General features: G+C 74.8%; 12 protein-coding genes. 3 read left to right on the top strand and 9 right to left on the bottom strand.

Annotation, left to right across the window (positions count from 1 at the left end; all coding sequences use genetic code 11):
• Window positions 1-34: 34 nt before the first annotated feature.
• Window positions 35-1,504, top strand: a complete 1,470-nt coding sequence (locus tag FXF50_RS21010; RefSeq protein WP_148430413.1) for an SDR family oxidoreductase — start codon at window positions 35-37, stop codon at window positions 1,502-1,504.
• Window positions 1,505-1,509: 5 nt separating this feature from the next.
• On the opposite strand, the gene FXF50_RS21005 is transcribed toward FXF50_RS21010, so the two are convergent.
• From FXF50_RS21005 to prmC, 4 genes are all read right to left on the bottom strand, one after another.
• Window positions 1,510-3,621 (bottom strand): transglycosylase domain-containing protein, encoded by a 2,112-nt coding sequence (locus FXF50_RS21005; protein ID WP_148430411.1) that lies wholly within the window; start codon window positions 3,619-3,621, stop codon window positions 1,510-1,512.
• Window positions 3,622-3,733: 112 nt separating this feature from the next.
• Complete coding sequence (locus FXF50_RS21000) at window positions 3,734-4,345, bottom strand: phosphotyrosine protein phosphatase (protein WP_148430409.1); 612 nt, start codon at window positions 4,343-4,345, stop codon at window positions 3,734-3,736.
• Window positions 4,346-4,990, bottom strand: a complete 645-nt coding sequence (locus FXF50_RS20995; protein WP_148430463.1) for an L-threonylcarbamoyladenylate synthase — start codon at window positions 4,988-4,990, stop codon at window positions 4,346-4,348.
• Window positions 4,990-5,937 (bottom strand): peptide chain release factor N(5)-glutamine methyltransferase, encoded by a 948-nt coding sequence (gene prmC / locus FXF50_RS20990; protein ID WP_148430407.1) that lies wholly within the window; start codon window positions 5,935-5,937, stop codon window positions 4,990-4,992. Before prmC ends, FXF50_RS20995 begins: the two co-directional genes overlap by 1 nt.
• Window positions 5,938-6,009: 72 nt before the next feature.
• Here prmC and FXF50_RS20985 point away from each other — a divergent pair, with 72 nt between their 5' ends.
• Complete coding sequence (locus tag FXF50_RS20985) at window positions 6,010-7,563, top strand: diguanylate cyclase (RefSeq protein WP_148430405.1); 1,554 nt, start codon at window positions 6,010-6,012, stop codon at window positions 7,561-7,563.
• A gap of 11 nt (window positions 7,564-7,574) precedes the next feature.
• On the opposite strand, the gene prfA is transcribed toward FXF50_RS20985, so the two are convergent.
• Together prfA and rpmE are read right to left on the bottom strand one after the other, a co-directional pair.
• A complete protein-coding gene (prfA, locus tag FXF50_RS20980; RefSeq protein ID WP_148430403.1) occupies window positions 7,575-8,663 on the bottom strand; it encodes a peptide chain release factor 1 in 1,089 nt (362 codons plus the stop codon).
• A gap of 109 nt (window positions 8,664-8,772) precedes the next feature.
• Window positions 8,773-8,997: a 50S ribosomal protein L31 gene (rpmE, locus tag FXF50_RS20975; protein WP_091262200.1), complete on the bottom strand. Its 225-nt coding sequence runs from the start codon at window positions 8,995-8,997 to the stop codon at window positions 8,773-8,775.
• A 239-nt stretch (window positions 8,998-9,236) separates the two neighbouring features.
• Between rpmE and FXF50_RS20970 the strand changes: the two genes are divergently transcribed.
• The gene (locus tag FXF50_RS20970) at window positions 9,237-10,142 is read left to right on the top strand and encodes an AAA family ATPase (protein WP_148430401.1); all 906 of its coding nucleotides are present in this window, start codon (window positions 9,237-9,239) and stop codon (window positions 10,140-10,142) included.
• A 97-nt stretch (window positions 10,143-10,239) separates the two neighbouring features.
• Here FXF50_RS20970 and FXF50_RS20965 read toward each other — a convergent pair whose 3' ends face one another.
• The 3 genes from FXF50_RS20965 to thrB all read right to left on the bottom strand — a co-directional run bounded on the left by FXF50_RS20965 (window position 10,240) and on the right by thrB (window position 17,071).
• A complete protein-coding gene (locus tag FXF50_RS20965; protein WP_148430399.1) occupies window positions 10,240-13,692 on the bottom strand; it encodes a phosphodiester glycosidase family protein in 3,453 nt (1,150 codons plus the stop codon).
• A gap of 142 nt (window positions 13,693-13,834) precedes the next feature.
• Window positions 13,835-15,838: a transcription termination factor Rho gene (gene rho, locus FXF50_RS20960; protein WP_148430397.1), complete on the bottom strand. Its 2,004-nt coding sequence runs from the start codon at window positions 15,836-15,838 to the stop codon at window positions 13,835-13,837.
• Between the two features lie 294 nt (window positions 15,839-16,132).
• Window positions 16,133-17,071 carry a homoserine kinase gene (gene thrB, locus FXF50_RS20955; RefSeq protein WP_148430461.1) on the bottom strand — a complete coding sequence of 313 codons (939 nt, stop codon included), beginning with the start codon at window positions 17,069-17,071 and terminating at the stop codon, window positions 16,133-16,135.
• Window positions 17,072-17,122: the final 51 nt, after the last annotated feature.

Genomic DNA, 17,122 nt, shown 5'->3' with positions numbered 1-17,122 from the left:
GCGAAGGAGTCTACGGAGCCCCAGACTGGAAGCCGTGAGATGCCTCGTCACCGGCGCGACGGGTTACATCGGTGGCCGCCTCGCGCCCCGGCTGCTGGCCGACGGGCACACCGTCCGCTGCCTGGCCCGCAAGGCGGGGCGGCTGCGCGACGTGCCGTGGGCGTCCCGGGCCGAGATCGCCGAGGGCGACCTGCGGAAACCGGAGACGCTGCCGGCCGCGTTCGAGGGCGTGGACGTGGCGTACTACCTGGTCCACTCGCTCGGCCAGCGGGGCTTCGAGGCGGCCGACCGGGAGGCCGCGGAGAACTTCGCCGAGGCGGCCCGCGTCGCGGGCGTACGCCGGATCGTCTACCTGGGCGGGCCGGAGCCGGCGGCGGATCGGAAGGTCCCGTCGGCGCACCTGCGGTCCCGCGCGGAGGTCGGCCGGATCCTGCTGGCCAGCGGGGTGCCGGCCGTGGTGCTGCGGGCCGCCGTGATCATCGGGTCCGGCTCGGCCTCGTTCGAGATGCTGCGCTATCTGACCGAGCGGCTGCCGGGCATGGTCACGCCGCGCTGGGTGCGCAACCGGATCCAGCCGATCGCCGTCCGCGACGTGCTGCGCTACCTGGTCGGCTGCGCCGACCTGCCGCCCGAGGTGAACCGGGCCTTCGACATCGGCGGCCCGGAGGTGCTCACCTTCCAGGACATGATGCAGCGGTACGCCCGGGTGGCCGGGCTGCGCCGGCGGATCATCCTGCCGGTCCGGCCGCTGACCCCGTCGCTCTCCTCGCACTGGGTCGGCTGGGTGACGCCGGTGCCCAACTCGATCGCCCGGCCGCTGGTGGAGAGCCTGGTCCACGAGGCGGTCGCCCACGAGCACGACATCGCCCGGTACGTGCCCGACCCGCCGGGCGGGTTGACCGGCTTCGACGAGGCGGTGGCCCTGGCGCTGACGAAGGTGCGCGACGGCCAGGTCGAGACCCGGTGGTCGACCGCGAGCGGGCCGGACGCCCCGGCCGAGCCGCTGCCCACCGATCCGCAGTGGTCGGGTGGAACCGCGTACACCGACGTGCGGGAGCGGGCGGTGGACGCGCCGACGGCCGCGCTGTGGCGGGTCGTCGAGGGGGTCGGCGGCGAGCACGGCTGGTACTCGTTCCCGCTGGCCTGGTCGGTCCGGGGCTGGCTGGACCGGCTGGTGGGCGGGGTGGGGCTGCGCCGGGGCCGGCGCGACCCGCACCACCTCCAGGTCGGCGAGGCGCTGGACTTCTGGCGGGTCGAGGAGATCGTGCCGGGCGAGCTGCTGCGGCTGCGCGCCGAGATGCGGCTGCCCGGCCGGGCCTGGCTGGAGATGCGCGTCGAGCCGGCCGGCGACGGCCACAGCCGCTACGTCCAGCGCGCCGTCTTCCTCCCGCACGGCCTCCCCGGCCACCTCTACTGGGCCTCGGTCGCCCCGTTCCACACCGTCGTCTTCGGCGGCATGGCCCGCAACATCGCCCGCGGCGCCGAACGCCCCGGCCACCACTGACCCCCTCAGTCGCCGGTGCGGGGGCTGGTCCGCTCGAAGGCGACGGTCTGGCCCGGCGGGACGAAGTCCAGGACCGGCTGGTCCCGCAGAGCCCACGCGAGGAGGCGGCCCACGGCCTCGATCTGGCGGACCTGGACCCCGCCGCCGACGGCGTCCCGGGGGTCGTCCGGGTTCGCGGCGATGGTGGCCACGGAGAGCTGCGGGGTGAAGGCGACCACGGTCTCCGTGGCGTTCCGCTCCGAGCTGCCCGTCTTACCGGCCAGCGGGCGGCGCAGGCCGGGCGCCAGTTCCTCGGCGGTGCCACCGTTGCAGCGGCGGTACATCGACTGGTCACCGACCGGGCAGCGGGCCGCGTCCGCCGCCGCCCGGGCCACCTCGGTGTCGAGCACCTGGCGGCAGTCCGGGTTTCCGGCCGCGATCTTCCGCCCGGTGGGGTCGGTGATCGAGGCGATCGGGGTGGGCCGGCACCAGGTCCCCTCGGCGGCCACCGTGGCGTACGCGTTGGCCAGGTCGAGCGGGGTGGTGGAGGAGACCCCGAGGGTGAACGGCCCCCAGTTCTTCGCGCCGTCCCGGGCCAGCTTGGCGTCCTCGGGCGAGCGGAACACGATGCCCAGCCGCTCGGCCATCTCCACCACCCGGTCCGCGCCGACCCGCTCGGTCAGCCAGGCGAAGTAGGTGTTCACCGACCGGCCGAACGCGTCCCACATGGTGCGGTCGCCGTCCATCCAGACCGGGTTGGCGTTCTCCGGGCACCAGTGGCCGCCGCAGCTCGCCGGGCCGCCGTCGATCGGGTACTTCGTGACGAAGACGCCGGGCGAGTCGAACTCGGTGCTCAGCGGCAGCCCGGACTCCAGCGCGGCGAGCAGGGCGAAGAGCTTGAAGGTCGAGCCGGCCTGGTAGCCCTCGATGCCCGGGCCGCCGGCGACCAACTGGTTCACGGTGTTCGGGTAGTTCTGCCGGGCGTCCGGGTTCGGGGCCACGCTGTAGTTGCGGTTCACCGCCATGGCCAGCACCCGGCCGGTGCCCGGCTGCACCACCGCCGTCGGCGCGGCCCGCTGGTTGGTGACCGCATAGATCCGCAGCACCTGCTCGGTGGCCTTGGCCTGCACGTCCGGGTCGAGGGAGGACACGATCGACCAGCCACCCCGGCGCAGCGTGCGCTGCCGCTCGTCCACCGTCTTGCCGAACGCGGGCTGGGCGTTCCACCACTGGGTGAACCAGTCGCAGAAGAAGCCCCAGTCGTTGTGCCCGGCGGGCACCGCGGCGCAGTCGTTCGGGGTGGCGCTGGGCTTGAGGTTGAGCTGCTCGCCCTTGGCCCGGGCCGCGTCCGCCTCGGCCACCTGACCGGTCTCCACCATCCGGTCCAGCACGTACGCCCGGCGGCCCAGCGCCGCGTCGGCGTCGCCGTTGATCGGGTCGTCGGTGTCGGGTGAGCGGACCAGCCCGGCGAGCAGCGCCGACTGGGCCAATGTGAGCTTGTCCGGCGTGGTGGAGAAGTAGCGCTTGCTGGCCGCCGCGATGCCGTACGCGCCGGCGCCGAAGTAGGCGATGTTCAGGTAGCGCCCGAGGATCTCGTCCTTGCTGATCCGGCGTTCCAGGGCCAGCGCGTACCGCATCTCGCGGATCTTGCGGCCGACGGTGATCTCGGTGGCCCGGGCCCGCTGCTCCTCGGTCAGCCGGGGGTCACCGGCCAGCGCGTTGCGGACGTACTGCATGGTCAGCGTGGAGGCGCCCTGCCGGGTGCCGTCCCGCCGGTTGGCCGTGAAGGCGCGCGCCACGCCGCGCACGTCGACGCCGTGGTGCTGGTAGAACCGGACGTCCTCGGCGGCCACGATGGCCTGCCGCATCACCGGCGCCACCTCCTCGACCGGCACGTCCACCCGATCCTCCACGTAGAAGGAGGTGATCAGGGTGCGGCCGTCGCTGGCGTACAGGTTGGAGCGCTGGGCCGGCTGCGGCGTCTTCAGCGACTCCGGCAGCGCGGCGTAGGGCATCAGATTCTTGAAGCCGAGCCCGAAGACGAGCGCCGCCGGAAGCGCGGCGGCGCCCAGGGCCAGCCCGGCGAGCACGCCGGCGAGCAGGACGGTGAACAGCTTGTTGAGATGGGCCCGGTTCATCAGCTCTCCCCGCAGGAGCCGGCCGTACGGACCCGTCCAGAATGCCCGGAATCGGCGGTTTCGCCGCAATCTTCGCCGAAACGCGCAGGAAGTTCGCGAGAAAGGATGAACCTCAGGGAAGGAGCACGGCGGCCAGCGGCTGGACGGTCTCCTCGATCTCGTCGGCCACCCGGCTGAAGCACTGGTCGCCCCGGCCCCAGGGGTCGTCGAGGTCGTCGGTGGGCAGCGCCGTGCTGCCCTGCCGGGCCGCGTCCGCCGCCTCGACCAGCGCCACGCCCCGGGCGTACACGGCCTCCGGGGTGGCCTCCACGGGCGGCAGCCCGGCCCGGTCCACCGTGCCGAGGAGCCGGCCGAACTCGCCCAGCACGAAGGTGCGCGCGGCGGCGTCCGGGCGCAGCGCCACCACGTACTCGTGCTGGTCGGCGGTGGCGGTGAGGACCAGGTCGGCGGCGTCGATGAGGTCGGAGCGGAGCCGGCGGGCGGCGAACCCGTCCGCCGCGCCGCCGCGCGAGGTCACCTGCCGGGCCGCCGGCGGGTTCATCTCCTCGCCGGCGTGCCAGCCGCCGGTGCCGGCGCTGTGGCTGTGCACCAGCTCGTCCGAGCGGGCCGGGTCGACGCCGAGCCGGCCCAGCCGCTCCCGGACGGCGAGCAACAGCAGCCGCTCGGCCATCGGGGACCGGCAGATGTTGCCCATGCAGACGTGCAGGACGGTGAACGGGGGCACTCAGGCCCCCCGCTCGTCGAGGATGTCCGGCACCACGTCGCGCAGCTTCTCCAGGCTCACCGCGCCCTGGCGCAGCACCCGGGGCACCTCGCCGGTCAGGTCGACGATGGTGCTCGGCACCGGATCCGGCGCCGGGCCGGCCTCCAGGTAGGCCCGGACGCCGTAGCCGAGCTGGTCGCGGGCCTCCTCGGCGGTGAGCGCGGCGGGCTGGCCGACCTTGTTGGCCGAGGCCACCGCCATCGGGCCGGTCTCGCGCAGCACCTCCAGCGCCACCGGGTGCAGCGGCATCCGCACCGCCACCGTGCCGCTGGAGTCGCCCAGGTCCCAGGCCAGGCTCGGCGAGTGCTCCACCACGATGGTCAGCGCGCCCGGCCAGAACGCCTCGACCAGTTCGCGGGCCGAGCGGGGCAGCGAGAAGACCAGGCCGTCGAGGGTGTGCCGGGAACCGATCAGCACCGGGGGCGCCTGCCGGGCGCCGCCCTTGGCGTCCGCGAGGGCCTTCACCGCGTACGGGGTGAAGGCGTCGGCGCCGATGCCGTAGACCGTGTCGGTCGGCAGGACGACGAGTTCCCCGTTCTTGACCGCCTCGATCGCAGCGGCGATGCCGCGGTCCCGGTCGGCGGGCGACCGACAGTCGTAGAGCATCACGAGGAGCCAGTCTGCCACGCCGGGGCGGGGTCGGCGTGGTGGCCGTCCGCCCGGCGGGACGCGGTGGCGTACCGGGGCCGCCCGACCAGGTCACGGTGCTCCTCGACCCGCTCGTAGCGGCCGTCGGCGGCGAGCAGCGCGGGCACCGCCGTGGCGTGGGTGTCGTCGTGCTCGACGCCGAGCACCCCGCCCGGGCGCAGCAGCGCGGCGGCCCGGCCCACCACCGGGCGGATCACGTCCAGCCCGTCCGCGCCGCCGAACACCGCCTCGTCCGGGTCGTGGCCGGCCACCTCGGGCGGCACCACCACCGACCGGGGCACGTACGGCGGGTTGCAGAGCAGCACGTCGACCCGGCCCACCAGGTCGGCGAGCAGCCCCGGGTCGGTGACGTCGGCGGCGACCACCTCGATCGGCCGGTCCCCCGCGGCGGCCCGCTCGGCGGCGTTGCGGCGCAGCCAGTCCAGCGCCGCCGGCGACCGTTCCACCGCCACGACCCGGGCCGACGGCAGCTCCTGGGCGACCGCCAGCGCGATCGCGCCGGAGCCGCTGCACAGGTCGACGACCAGCGGCGCGGGCGACCGGCGCGCCTGCTCGATCCCCCAGCCCGCGAGCAGTTCGGTCTCCGGCCGGGGCACGAAGACGCCCGGGCCGACCGCCAGTTCCAGGTGCCGGAAGCCGGCGACGCCGGTCAGGTGCTGGAGGGGTTCCCGGGCCACCCGCCGGTCGACAAGCGTGTCGAGGCGGTCGCGCTGCGCCGGGGTCAGGCCGTCGGCGAGCGCCAGCCGGCCGCGTGGCACCTCCAGCACGTACGCGGCCAGCAGCTCGGCCTCCGCGCGGGGCGCCTCGACGCCCGCCGCCGCGAGGGCCCGGGCCGCCCGGGCGACCGCCCGCGAGGGGCGCTCGCGTTCTGACCCTTCGGACGGGTGTTGCGGTAGGGAGGTCACGACATAATCATGAAGCGTCGCGGGTCACCTCACGAGCGGGTGCGTCCGGACGCACACACAGGGAGGTCGCGAGTGGGCTGGCTCGACCGGGTCGAGGACCAGGTTGACGCCCTCCGGCGCGCCCGGGCGTTGCAGGAGGTAAGCCGCTCGGCGGAGGCGTGCGCCCTGCTGGACCGGGTCATCCGCACCACCGCCGACCCGTGCGCGCGGGCCGACGCGCTGGTGCAGCGCCTCTCCGCGCTGATCAATCTCGGTCGGACGGCCGAGTTCACCCGGGCCATCGAGGAGGCCTCCGCCGCCGTCCGGGACCTGGCCGAGCCGTACCTGCACGGGCACCTCAACGCCCTCGCCGCGCTCGCCGCCCACCACCAGGGCGCGCTGGACCGCTGCGTCACCCACCTGGTCCGGGCGGCCCGGGCGCTGAGCGCCGACGACGACCCGGACCGGGACACCGCCTGGGGCTGGCACGACCTGGCCATGGCCTACTCCTACCTGAGCTTCCACGGCCACGCGCTCGGCGCGATCGAGCGCGCCCGCCAGGTGGGGCTGACGGCGGGCATCCCCGAGGAGACCTTCGCCGCGCCCGGCATCCGGCTGCGCAACGCCGTGGCGCTGGATCACAACGGCGACAGCGACGGCTGCCTGCGCGTGCTCCGCGACGTGGCCGGCGACCTCGCCCGCTTCCTGCGCAGCGGCCGGGCCGGCCACCTCCGGCCGAGCAGCCTGGCCGCCTACGGCTACGCCGCCGCCCGCCGGGCGGCGCTCGGCGACCGGGTGGACTCCGGCGGGGACGCCGACCCGGCCCGGCTGCTCGGGCACGGCGGGGACAGCGCCCGCGCCCGCGACCTGCGCCAACTCGGCCAGGTCTGCCTGGCCGTCGCCGAGGGCCGCCCCATCGAGGCGGTCGCCCGGCTGGACACCATCCGCGTCTCCGACGAGACGGTGGGCGCCGCCGAGGCGCCCCGGCTGCGCAGCGTGGCGCTGGCCCGGGCCGGTGACCACGCCGCCGCGCACCGGGCCGACCGGCACGCGTTCCGGCTGGCCGCGCAGCGCAGCGACCGGCTGCGGGACGTCTACATCGACGGCATCGCCGCCCGCATCGACCACGAGGAGATGCGCCGCGAGGCCGCCCGGTACGAGGGCGAGGCGCTGACCGACCCGCTCACCGGGTTGCCCAACCGGCGCCGGCTGGAGCGCTACATCGGCGCGGTGGTGGCCCGCGGCGAACGGGTGGTGATCGGCGTCTGCGACCTGGACGGGTTCAAGGCCGTGAACACCCGGCACGGGCACCACTCGGGCGACCTGGTGCTGCAACGGATCGCCGGTGTGATCAACCGGGTGATGCGGCGGGGCGACTTCGTGTCCCGCTACGGCGGCGACGAGTTCGTCGTGGTGCTGCCCGAGACCGGCATGGCGGAGGCCACCGAGGTGGCCCGGCGGATCCAGGCAGCCGTCCACACCGAGGACTGGGAGTCGCTGGTCCCCGGCACCCCGGTCGGGGTGAGCATCGGGTTCGCCGAGGTCGACGGGGGCACCGGGGTGAGCGTCCGGGAGGCGCTGGGCGCCGCCTTCGAGCTGGCCGACCGGGAGATGCTGCGCGCCAAGGACCGTCTCCGCGCCTGCTGACGCGGGGCCGGTCAGCGGCGGCTGAGTTCCGTCTCCCCGGCCAGGCGGGCCGCGCGGTCGGCCTCGGTCAGCGCGTCGAGCACCCCGTCCAGCTCGCCGGCCAGCGCCAGGTCGAGGTTGTACGCGGTGTAGCCGATCCGGTGGTCGGTGATCCGGTTCTGCGGGAAGTTGTAGGTGCGGATCCGCTCCGACCGGTCCACGGTGCGCACCTGCGCCTTGCGGGCGTCGGAGGCGGCCGCGTCGGCCTGCTCCTGGGCGGCGGCCAGCAGCCGGGCCCGCAGGATGCGCATGGCCTGCTCGCGGTTCTGGAGCTGCGACTTCTCGTTCTGGCAGGAGACCACGATGCCGGTGGGCACGTGGGTGATCCGCACCGCCGAGTCGGTGGTGTTGACCGACTGGCCGCCCGGCCCGGACGAGCGGAACACGTCGATCCGCAGGTCGTTCGGGTCGATGGTGACGTCCACGTCCTCGGCCTCGGGCAGCACGAGCACGCCGGCCGCGCTGGTGTGGATCCGGCCCTGCGACTCGGTCACCGGGACGCGCTGCACCCGGTGCACGCCGCCCTCCCACTTGAGCCGGGACCAGACCCCGTTGCCGCCCTCCGGCACACCCTTGGTCTTGATCGCCAGGGAGACGTCCTTGACTCCGCCGAGGTCGGAGTCCTGCGCGTCGATCACCTCGGTGACCCAGCCGTGCCGCTCCGCGTAGCGGGTGTACATCCGCAGCAGGTCGCCGGCGAACAGCGCCGACTCCTCGCCGCCCTCGCCGGCCTTGATCTCGACGATGACGTCCTTGGCGTCGTGCGGGTCGCGCGGGATGAGCAGCTCGGCCAGCCGCTCCTCCAGCGCCGGCAGGGACGCCGCGATGGCCTCCGCCTCGGCGGCGAAGGCCGGGTCCTCGGCGGCCAGCTCGCGGGCGGCGGCCAGGTCGGCCCGGGCCTGCTCCAGCTCACCGGCGGCCTTGTGCAGCGGGACCAGCTCCGCGTAGCGCCGGCCGACCCGTCGGGCGGCGCCCTGGTCGGCGTGGATGGCGGGGTCGGCCAGCCGCTGCTCCAGCTCGGCGTACTCGTCGAGGAGGGCGGCCAGGCGCTCACTGCTCATGCTGCGGGTGCTCCTTCGACGGCGATCGGGCGGGCAGGGACGGAAGGGGGCGGAAACGGACGAACGCCCGCACCCGGCACGGAGCCGGACACGGGCGTCGTCGACGGAGCTACTTGGCCTTCTTGGCCTGAACCTTGGCGTACTTCTGCTGGAACTTCGCGACCCGACCGGCGGTGTCCAGGACGCGCTGCTTGCCCGTGTAGAACGGGTGGCAGGCGCTGCAGGTCTCGACGCTGATCGAACCGCCCTTGGCGGTGCTGCGGGTCGTGAAGGTGTTGCCGCAGGAGCAGCGGACCTCAGTGGTCACGTACTCCGGGTGGATGTTGGGCTTCATGTCGCCTCGGTCCTTTCGTCGGTGGTCGCCGGGTCGCCGTCGTGCTCCCCGTCGTCTCGACGGGCTCGGGCGTGAACCGGAACCGGTGGCCGATTGACCAGTGTGCCATGGGCTTCCACCGACCCGTCGAGCGGGCCGCACACCAGGTCCGGCAGGCGCAACGTTCACCGCCCGCTACGCATTCCCGCGCCCGGCGCGGGCATTCGTGGAGTGGCCGAGGGATGAACGGGAGGTACGGGATGTTCCGCCTGATCGCCACCCGCGGGCTGCCCGCTTCCGGGAAGACCACCTTCGCCCGCCGGCTCCAGCCCGGCGTGGTCCGGGTCAACCGGGACGACCTGCGCCGGATGCTGCACGGCGAGCGGCTCTTCACCCAGTGGGCCGAGGGGCAGGTCAGCCGGGCGCAGCGGGCCCAGGTGGAGGCGCTGCTGGCGGCCCGGGTGAGCGTCTGCGTGGACGACACCAACCTGCGCTCGCGCACCCTGCGGGACTGGGCCGAGCTGGCCGCCCGGCACGGCGCGGCGTTCGAGGTGCACGACTTCACCGACGTCCCGCTGGAGGAGTGCCTGCGGCGGGACGCCGCGCGCCCCGAGGCCGACCGGGTGGGCGAGGCGGCGATCCGCCGGCTGCACGAGCGCTACCTGGCGAACCGGCCGCTGCCGCTGCCCGTGCCGACCGCCCGGACCGGCGGCCCGGCGCGGGTGGAGCGGGCGGAGCGGGAGGCCGCCGAGCGCCCCGCCATCGTGCTGGTCGACATCGACGGCACGGTGGCGCTGAACGTGTCGCGCAGCCCGTACGACATGACCCGGGTCGGCGAGGACGCGCCGAACGGGGCGGTCATCGCGGCGGTGCGGGCCATGCACGCGGCCGGGCACGGCGTGGTCTTCTGCTCCGGGCGGGACGCCACGGCCCGGGCCGACACGGAGGCCTGGCTGGCCCGCCACGTGCGGGTGCCCTACCTGGCGCTGCACCTGCGGGCGGTCGGGGACCACCGCAAGGACGCCGTGGTCAAGCGGGAGATCTACGAGCGGGAGATCCGGGACCGGTACCGGGTGGTGGGGGTCTTCGACGACCGGCAGCAGGTGGTCCGGATGTGGCGGTCGCTCGGCCTGACCGTCTTCCAGGTCGCCGAGGGCGACTTCTGACGTGCCTCCGCCGGCGGGCTCCTCCCCCAGGTCGAGGAGCCCGCCGGCGGGCCACCGGTCCGGGGGCACGGACGCACTTCCGCGCCCCCGGGGCCGGTCAGGCGGCGGGCGCCTCCGCCGCCGCCGTGAGGGCCACCGTCGCCTCGGCGCGGACGCCGTTCACGGTGACCGCGAGCAGCACCTGCCCGCCGGGGCGCAGCGCGGTCAACTGCCCGGTCGCCGGGTCGAACCGGGCCACGTGCCAGGGCTTCACCCCGTCGGCGGCGCCGATGTGCAGGTTCGGCGAGCCGGACCAGTCCGCGCTGACCGGGGCGGCCACCGGGACGGTGCGGCCGGCCGGCTGGGTGAGCGTGGCCGTGACGGCGGCCGGCGCGCCGACCGCGACCTCGGCCGGGGCGGCCAGGGCGAGCCGGTCGACGTGGGCATGGAACTCCGCGGCGATCCAGCGCGGCCCCTCGGCGAGCGGGTCCCGGCGGGCCTGCTCGGCCTCCTGCGGGGTCACCGGGTCGACGCCGAACTCGGTCCAGCCGGTGAAGCCGCCGAGCTGCGCCGGGGTGGACGGGTCCTTGCCCGAGTTGCCGTTGATCACGTACGGCACGCCGTCCACCCGGTCGGCGTGGAACGTGCCGACGTGCCCGTTCACCATGAGCGCGCCCTTGCCGGTGCGGTGCTGGAAGTCGGCCAGCCACTGCTCGACGAGGGCGGCCTCCTTCCGGTCGCCGAGCTGGCTGGCCTTGGCCGGGCTGGGGTCGCGGGGCGGGTGGTGGAAGAGCACGGTGACCGAGCCGACCGCCGGGTCGGCGGCCGCCGCGTCGAGCGTCTTCCGCAGCAGCTCCACCTGGTCGAACCCGCCGCCGCGCAGCGAGCCGGTGGCCGTGCTCAGGGTGAGGAACCGGGTGCCCTGGTGGTCGAAGACCCGCGAGGTGTCCCCGAACACGCTCCGGAAGTTGCCGATCGGGGCGCCCATGATCTCGTGGTTGCCGGGCACGTAGTAGTACGGCAGCTCGCCGCCCAGTTCCTCGTCCAGGATCCGCTTGGCCAGCGCGAAGTCCGCCGGGTACGCGGTGTCCACGAAGTCCCCGTCGATGACCAGGAAGTCCGGCTTCGCCGCGCGGATCTCCTGGAGCGTGCGGCGGGCCTGGGCGACCAGGTCGCTGTCCGGGTTGGCGGCCACGAACTGGGCGTCGGACATGACCGCGAAGCGCCAGGGGGCGCCGTCCACCGTGCCGTCGCGCAGCACCACCCGGTCGGTGATGTTCGGCTCCTCCGGCGCCTGCGCCGTCGGGGGCACCCGGGCCACCAGGTCGTCGATGACCACCTCGCTCCTGTACTGCTTGGCCGGGTCGGTCTCGGCCACATAGAACCGGCGCACCCGGACCGGGTACTGCACGCCGGGCGGGACGGTGAACTCGACGTACCGCCAGCCGGTCCAGGTCAGGTAGGGGCCGCGCAGCACGAACTGGGTGTCCTGCGCGTCGTGCAGGTGCAGGCTGGGCCACTCACCGGTGCCGTTGCCCTTGATCCACATGCCGAACGCCTGCGGCTGCCCGGGCACCGGGATCCAGGCCGGCGGGTCCGCGTACGCGGCGCGGGTGCCGGTGGACTGGCTGAAGTCGTACGACATCTTCAGGCCGGTGCCGGTGTGGCCCGGCGCCGGCGCGACCGCGCCGCTGGCCCGCGCCTGGCTGAACTTCCAGGAGGCGGCGTCGTCGAAGCCGGCGACCGGCATGTCGGTGAGCCCGATGGTGACCGGGAACACGGTGGTCTTCGCGCCGACCCTGACGGTGACCAGCGCCGCGCCGGTGCCGCCGAGCGCCCGGACGGAGAGGTTGCCGTCGGCGGTGGGAGTGACGGCGAGCAGGTCCTCGTCGTACTCCAGCTTCAGGTCGGCCGGCTCGATCGGCGCGGTGTTCCCCTCCGCGTCGTAGCCGACCACGCCGAACAGTCCGGTGTCGCCCTCCTGGTTGAGGCCGAGCCGGTCCACCGTGGAGTCGATGCGGGCGAGGGGGCCCAGCACGGTCAGGTCGAGCGTGCCGCGCGCCTCGTCGCGCCAGGCCGTGACGGTGCTGCGGCCGGGCCGGCCGGCCCGGAACACCCCGTCGTCCACGGTGCCCTGGGCGGCCGGGTTGGCCCGCCAGTGCGGCGTGCCGGCGGCCGGGCCGTACGTCTCGTCGTAGCCCGCGGCGGTGAGCCGGCGGGTGAGGCCGGGGAAGACCCGGTCCGGCCGGCCGCCGCGGATGGGGGCGACGCCCGGCGCGGCGGTCGGGTCGCTGGCGGTCTCCAGCCAGTAGCCGGTGAGCCGGCCGCTGCCCTGCGGCGCGTAGATGGCCAGGCCGTTCGGCACCGGCCGCTCGCTGCCGTCGGAGGGGCTGTTCTCCACCTGGACGGTCGCCGCGCCCGGCTCCCGGGCCAGCAGCGTCGACGAGCCGCCGCCGTCGAGGTTGAGCGCGCTCCACGCGCCCAACTCGACCATCATGCGGCCCATCTCGGTCTGGGTGACGCCCCGGCTGTCCACCTGCCGGCCGTCCACGGTGAGCATGATCATTTTACGGCCGTCGGCGGAGAACCCGACCGAGGTGCGTGGGGCGAGGCTCTGGTCGGCGATGGTCTGCACCACGCCGTCGCGGACCAGCACGCTGCCGCCGCCGACCGCGGCGCGCGGGCTGCTGCCGTCGGACGCCTTCGGCCGCCAGGTCAGGTCGACCGGGTCGCCGGGGCGCAGCGCCGCGAGGGCGTCGGCGCCGGCCTCCCGGCCGAGCAGCACCGTGGTCCCGGCCGGGATCGGACCCTCCCCCGCCGTGCCGGCCACGGTCGCGACCCGGCCGCCGGTCACCGTCACCTCGGCCACCCGCGCGGCGCCCTCCACGGCCCGCTTCCGGGTGTACGAGCCCCAGAGCGGGGTGAAGACACCCACGCCGTCGCGCTGCACCATGTTGTTGAACTGGGTCAGCGGCACCGGCCCGGCGGGCAGGCTCGCGGTGCCCTCGAAGCCGACCTGGATGACCCGGCCGAGCCCCTCGGCGCTGATCGCGGCGGCGTTGGTGTGCCCGGCGACCGGCGACTGGACCAGTTCGCCGGAGCGGATGCCGACGCCCTGCGCCGCGCCGGAGTTGTTGATGTCGAAGAAGTCGCCGTTGACCGCGGCCACCGCCCGGGAGCGGTCCACCGCCGCGCGCAGCGGCTCGTCGCGGGTGACCGCGCCGGAGTTGACGTAGTCGACGGTGACGCCGCCGGAGAGGTCGGCCGTGAGAGCGTCGGCCCGCAGCCAGCCGTCGGCGTCGTACCGGTCGAAGGAGGTCAGGTCGAGTCCGGGGGCGACCGGACGGCTGGTCTTCGCGGTCTCCAGGCCGCCGGCCGGCTCCAGGCCGGTCTCGTCGGCGAGGGCGACCGCGGAGTCGGGACGGGAGGAGGCCGCCGGGGCGTCCTCGGCGGGGGTACGCGGCTCGGCCGCGGCCGCCGCCGCACCGGGCGGGACCGGAGCGGTGAGGGTGAGCAGCGGCGTCAGCAGCAGGACGCCGGCGAGACGGGCGGATCGACTGCGGATTCGCATGGACCACAGTCAACCCGAGACTGAACAGAAGTTTCAATACCCTCCGGCTTAACCGAAGAAAAACTTCACCCACTCCCCTGCCCGGTACGCGACGAGGGGCACGGCCCGCAGGCCGTGCCCCTCGTCGGGAGAATCCCTCAGCTCACTCGCCCGGGGTGGACTTCGCGATCTGCATCAGGAACTCGATGTTCGTGCGGGACTGCTTGAGCCGGTCCAGCAGGAGGTCGAGCGCCGCCTGCGAGTCCAGCGAGTGCAGCACCTTGCGGAGCTTGTGGACGATCGCCAGCTCCTCCGGCGCGAGCAGGACCTCCTCCTTGCGGGTGCCGGAGGGGTTGATGTCGATCGCCGGGAAGACCCGCTTGTCGGCGATCTTCCGGTCCAGCTTCAGCTCGGCGTTGCCGGTGCCCTTGAACTCCTCGAAGATGACCGTGTCGGCCATCGAGCCGGTCTCCACCAGCGCCGTCGCGAGGATGGTCAGCGAGCCACCGTTCTCGATGTTCCGCGCCGCGCCCAGGAAGCGCTTCGGCGGGTAGAGCGCGGTGGAGTCGATACCACCCGACATGATCCGGCCGCTGGCCGGCGCCGCCAGGTTGTACGACCGGCCGAGCCGGGTCACCGAGTCGAGCAGCACGACCACGTCGTGGCCCAGCTCGACCAGGCGCTTCGCCCGCTCGATCGCCAGCTCCGCCACCGTGGTGTGGTCCTGCGGCGGACGGTCGAACGTGGCCGCGATGACCTCGCCCTTCACCGACCGCTGCATGTCGGTGACCTCTTCCGGCCGCTCGTCGACCAGCACCACCATGAGGTGGCACTCCGGGTTGTTGCGGGTGATCGCGTTCGCGATCGCCTGCAGCACCATCGTCTTACCCGCCTTCGGCGGCGAGACGATCAGCGCCCGCTGGCCCTTGCCGATCGGCATGACCAGGTCGATGACCCGGGTGGTCAGGATGTGCGGCTCGGTCTCCAGCCGCAGCCGCTCCTGCGGGTACAGCGGAGTGAGCTTGTAGAACTCCGGCCGGCGCTTCGCCTCGTCCGGCTCCATCCCGTTGATGGTGTCGAGCCGGACCAGCGGGTTGTACTTGTCGCGCCGCTGCTCGCCCTCCCGGGCGCCGGCCCGCACGGCGCCGGTGATCGCGTCGCCGCGGCGCAGGCCGTACTTCTTGATCTGGGACATCGAGACGTACACGTCGTTCGGGCCGGCCAGGTAGCCGGTGGTCCGGACGAAGGCGTAGTTGTCGAGCACGTCGATGATGCCGGCGACCGGGACGAGCACCTCGTCCTCGCCGACCTGCGGCTCGCGGCCGCCACCGTCGCCGCCCTCGGCGCGCTCGCCGCGGCCCCGCCGGCGGTCCCGGAACCGGCTGCGCCGGCCGCGCCGGCCGCCGCCCTCGCCGTCGTCGTCACCGTCGTCGTTGCGCTCGGCGCGCTGGCCGCGGTCGTTGCGGTCACCCCGGTCGTTGCGGTCGCCCCGCTCGCCCCGGTCGGTGCGCTCGTTGCGCTCGCCGCGCTCGCCCCGGTCGGTGCGCTCGTTGCGCTCGCCACGGTCGGCACGCTCGCCCCGCTCGCCCCGATCGGTGCGCTCGGCCCGGTCACCGCCACGCTCACCGCGCTCGGCCCGGTCACCGCCGCGCTCGGCCCGCTCGCCACCGCGCTCGGCCCGCTCACGGCCCCGGCCCTCGGCCCGCTCGCCGCGCTCGGCCCGCTCGCCGGTCTCGGCGGGAGCCTCCTCGGCGCGCGTCTCGGCGGCCGTGGTGGCCGCCCGGCTCCGGCGGCCGCGGGTGCGGCCCTCGGTCGCCTCGGCGGCCGGCGCCGGCTCGGCGGTGCGCCGCTCGGTCTCGGCCCGCTCCTCGCGGACCTCGGCGTGCACCTCCTCGCGGGCGGGAGCGGCCGCGGCCGCGACCTCGGCCCGCGGTCGAGGGGTTCCGGCGGCGGCGCCGCCCTGCCGCTCGGTGATCGCACTGATCAGCTCGCCCTTGCGCATGCGAGCCGTACCGGAGATACCGAGCGACGCGGCCAGGCTCTGGAGCTCAGGCAGCAGCATCGCCGACAGGCCGGTACCGCTGCGCCGACGGCGTGTGGGGGCGGCAGTGGTGGCATCGCCAGCGACGTTGGAAACATCCGACGTCACGTCGGTGGTGTCGCTCAATGGATTCCTTCCCTCGATAGGCCGGGGCTGCCCGGGGTCGAAAACAGGTGGCCGGGCGGCCTCGGTGCACCCGCCTCGCAGGGACGCGTCGCGGGAGTCTGTGACACAGCAGCCGGTCGGTTTCCCGACTCACCAACGTCGGTGAGCAGGTCTCGCCGTCTGCGGCGACCTGTGGAAACTGCGGTGCGGCGTGGGCCTTTGGCAGGGGTGACGGGCTGACCGCCGAGAGCTTCGGGGGTGCGCCGACCCGCAGGAGATCGCATGCTTCGCGGCTGTGCTAGGTGTAGAGCGTAATCAACTCTTCAGACCTGCGGCAACAGGGTCCCGCTCGGCGTGTCCAAGTCTACCCCGGGCAACCCGGGCACCGCTGACGTCTATCGGCAACTCCCACCGGCGCCAATCTGTTCCCGCGTCGAATCCCGCCGGGACCTCGGACAACGCCAGCACGGTCGGCCCCGCCCCACTGACCACAGCCGCCACACCCGCCGCACGCAGCTCGTTGACCAGGGCCGCCGTGGCGGGCATGCCGCCCGCGCGGTAGTCCTGGTGCAGCCGGTCGACGGTCGCCGGCAGCAGCAGCCCCGGGTCGGCGGTCAGCGCGTGCACCAGCAGCGCCGCCCGCCCCGCGGTCAGCGCCGCGTCGCCGTGCGGCACGGTGGCCGGCAGCGCCGCCCGGGCGACCGACGTCAGCCCGCGCTCGCCGGGCACGAAGACGGTGGGGCGGACCGCCGCCGCCACGGGCAGCGAGACGGCCCGGGCGCCGGCCGGCTCCGTCCAGGCCACCGTGAAGCCCCCGAGCAGGCACGGCGCCACGTTGTCGGGGTGCCCCTCCAGCTCCGAGGCCAGCCGGAGCGCGGCGGCGTCGTCCAGCCGGGTCGCGCCGTCGGCGACCAGCGCCCGAGCCAGCAGCACGCCGGCCACGATGGCCGCCGAGGAGGACCCGAGGCCCCGGGCCTGCGGGATCCGGTTGACGCACTCCAGGGCCAGCCCGGCCGGCTGCGCGCCCAGCACGTCGAACGCGGCCCGCATGGCGGTCACCACCAGGTGCCGGTCGCCGTCGGGCAGCTCGCCGGCGCCCTCGCCGGTCACCGCCACCCGGACGCCGCCGGCGGTCACCTCGGCCGCCACGTCGTCGTGCAGCCCGAGGGCCAGCCCGAGCGCGTCGAAGCCCGGGCCCAGGTTGGCGCTGGTCGCGGGCACCCGGACCCGGACGGGACCGGAGGTGAAAGTCATCGGCACCGGCTCATGCTAGGACCCGACACCGACAGCGCGCCGGATCGCCCG

The organism is Micromonospora sp. AP08 (genome assembly GCF_008085935.1).
In the GTDB taxonomy this organism is placed as follows: domain Bacteria; phylum Actinomycetota; class Actinomycetes; order Mycobacteriales; family Micromonosporaceae; genus Micromonospora; species Micromonospora chersina.
This window is presented reverse-complemented; position numbering and strand designations above follow the sequence as displayed.

What these genes read in the sequence shown, in the direction of transcription:
- FXF50_RS21005 (WP_148430411.1), bottom strand. Translation starts at nt 3,621, where the DNA reads ATGAACCGGGCCCATCTCAACAAGCTGTTCACCGTCCTGCTCGCCGGC.
- FXF50_RS20995 (WP_148430463.1), bottom strand. Translation starts at nt 4,990, where the DNA reads ATGCTCTACGACTGTCGGTCGCCCGCCGACCGGGACCGCGGCATCGCC.
- prfA (WP_148430403.1), bottom strand. Translation starts at nt 8,663, where the DNA reads ATGAGCAGTGAGCGCCTGGCCGCCCTCCTCGACGAGTACGCCGAGCTG.
- rpmE (WP_091262200.1), bottom strand. Translation starts at nt 8,997, where the DNA reads ATGAAGCCCAACATCCACCCGGAGTACGTGACCACTGAGGTCCGCTGC.
- FXF50_RS20970 (WP_148430401.1), top strand. Translation starts at nt 9,237, where the DNA reads ATGTTCCGCCTGATCGCCACCCGCGGGCTGCCCGCTTCCGGGAAGACC.
- FXF50_RS20965 (WP_148430399.1), bottom strand. Translation starts at nt 13,692, where the DNA reads ATGCGAATCCGCAGTCGATCCGCCCGTCTCGCCGGCGTCCTGCTGCTG.
- thrB (WP_148430461.1), bottom strand. Translation starts at nt 17,071, where the DNA reads ATGACTTTCACCTCCGGTCCCGTCCGGGTCCGGGTGCCCGCGACCAGC.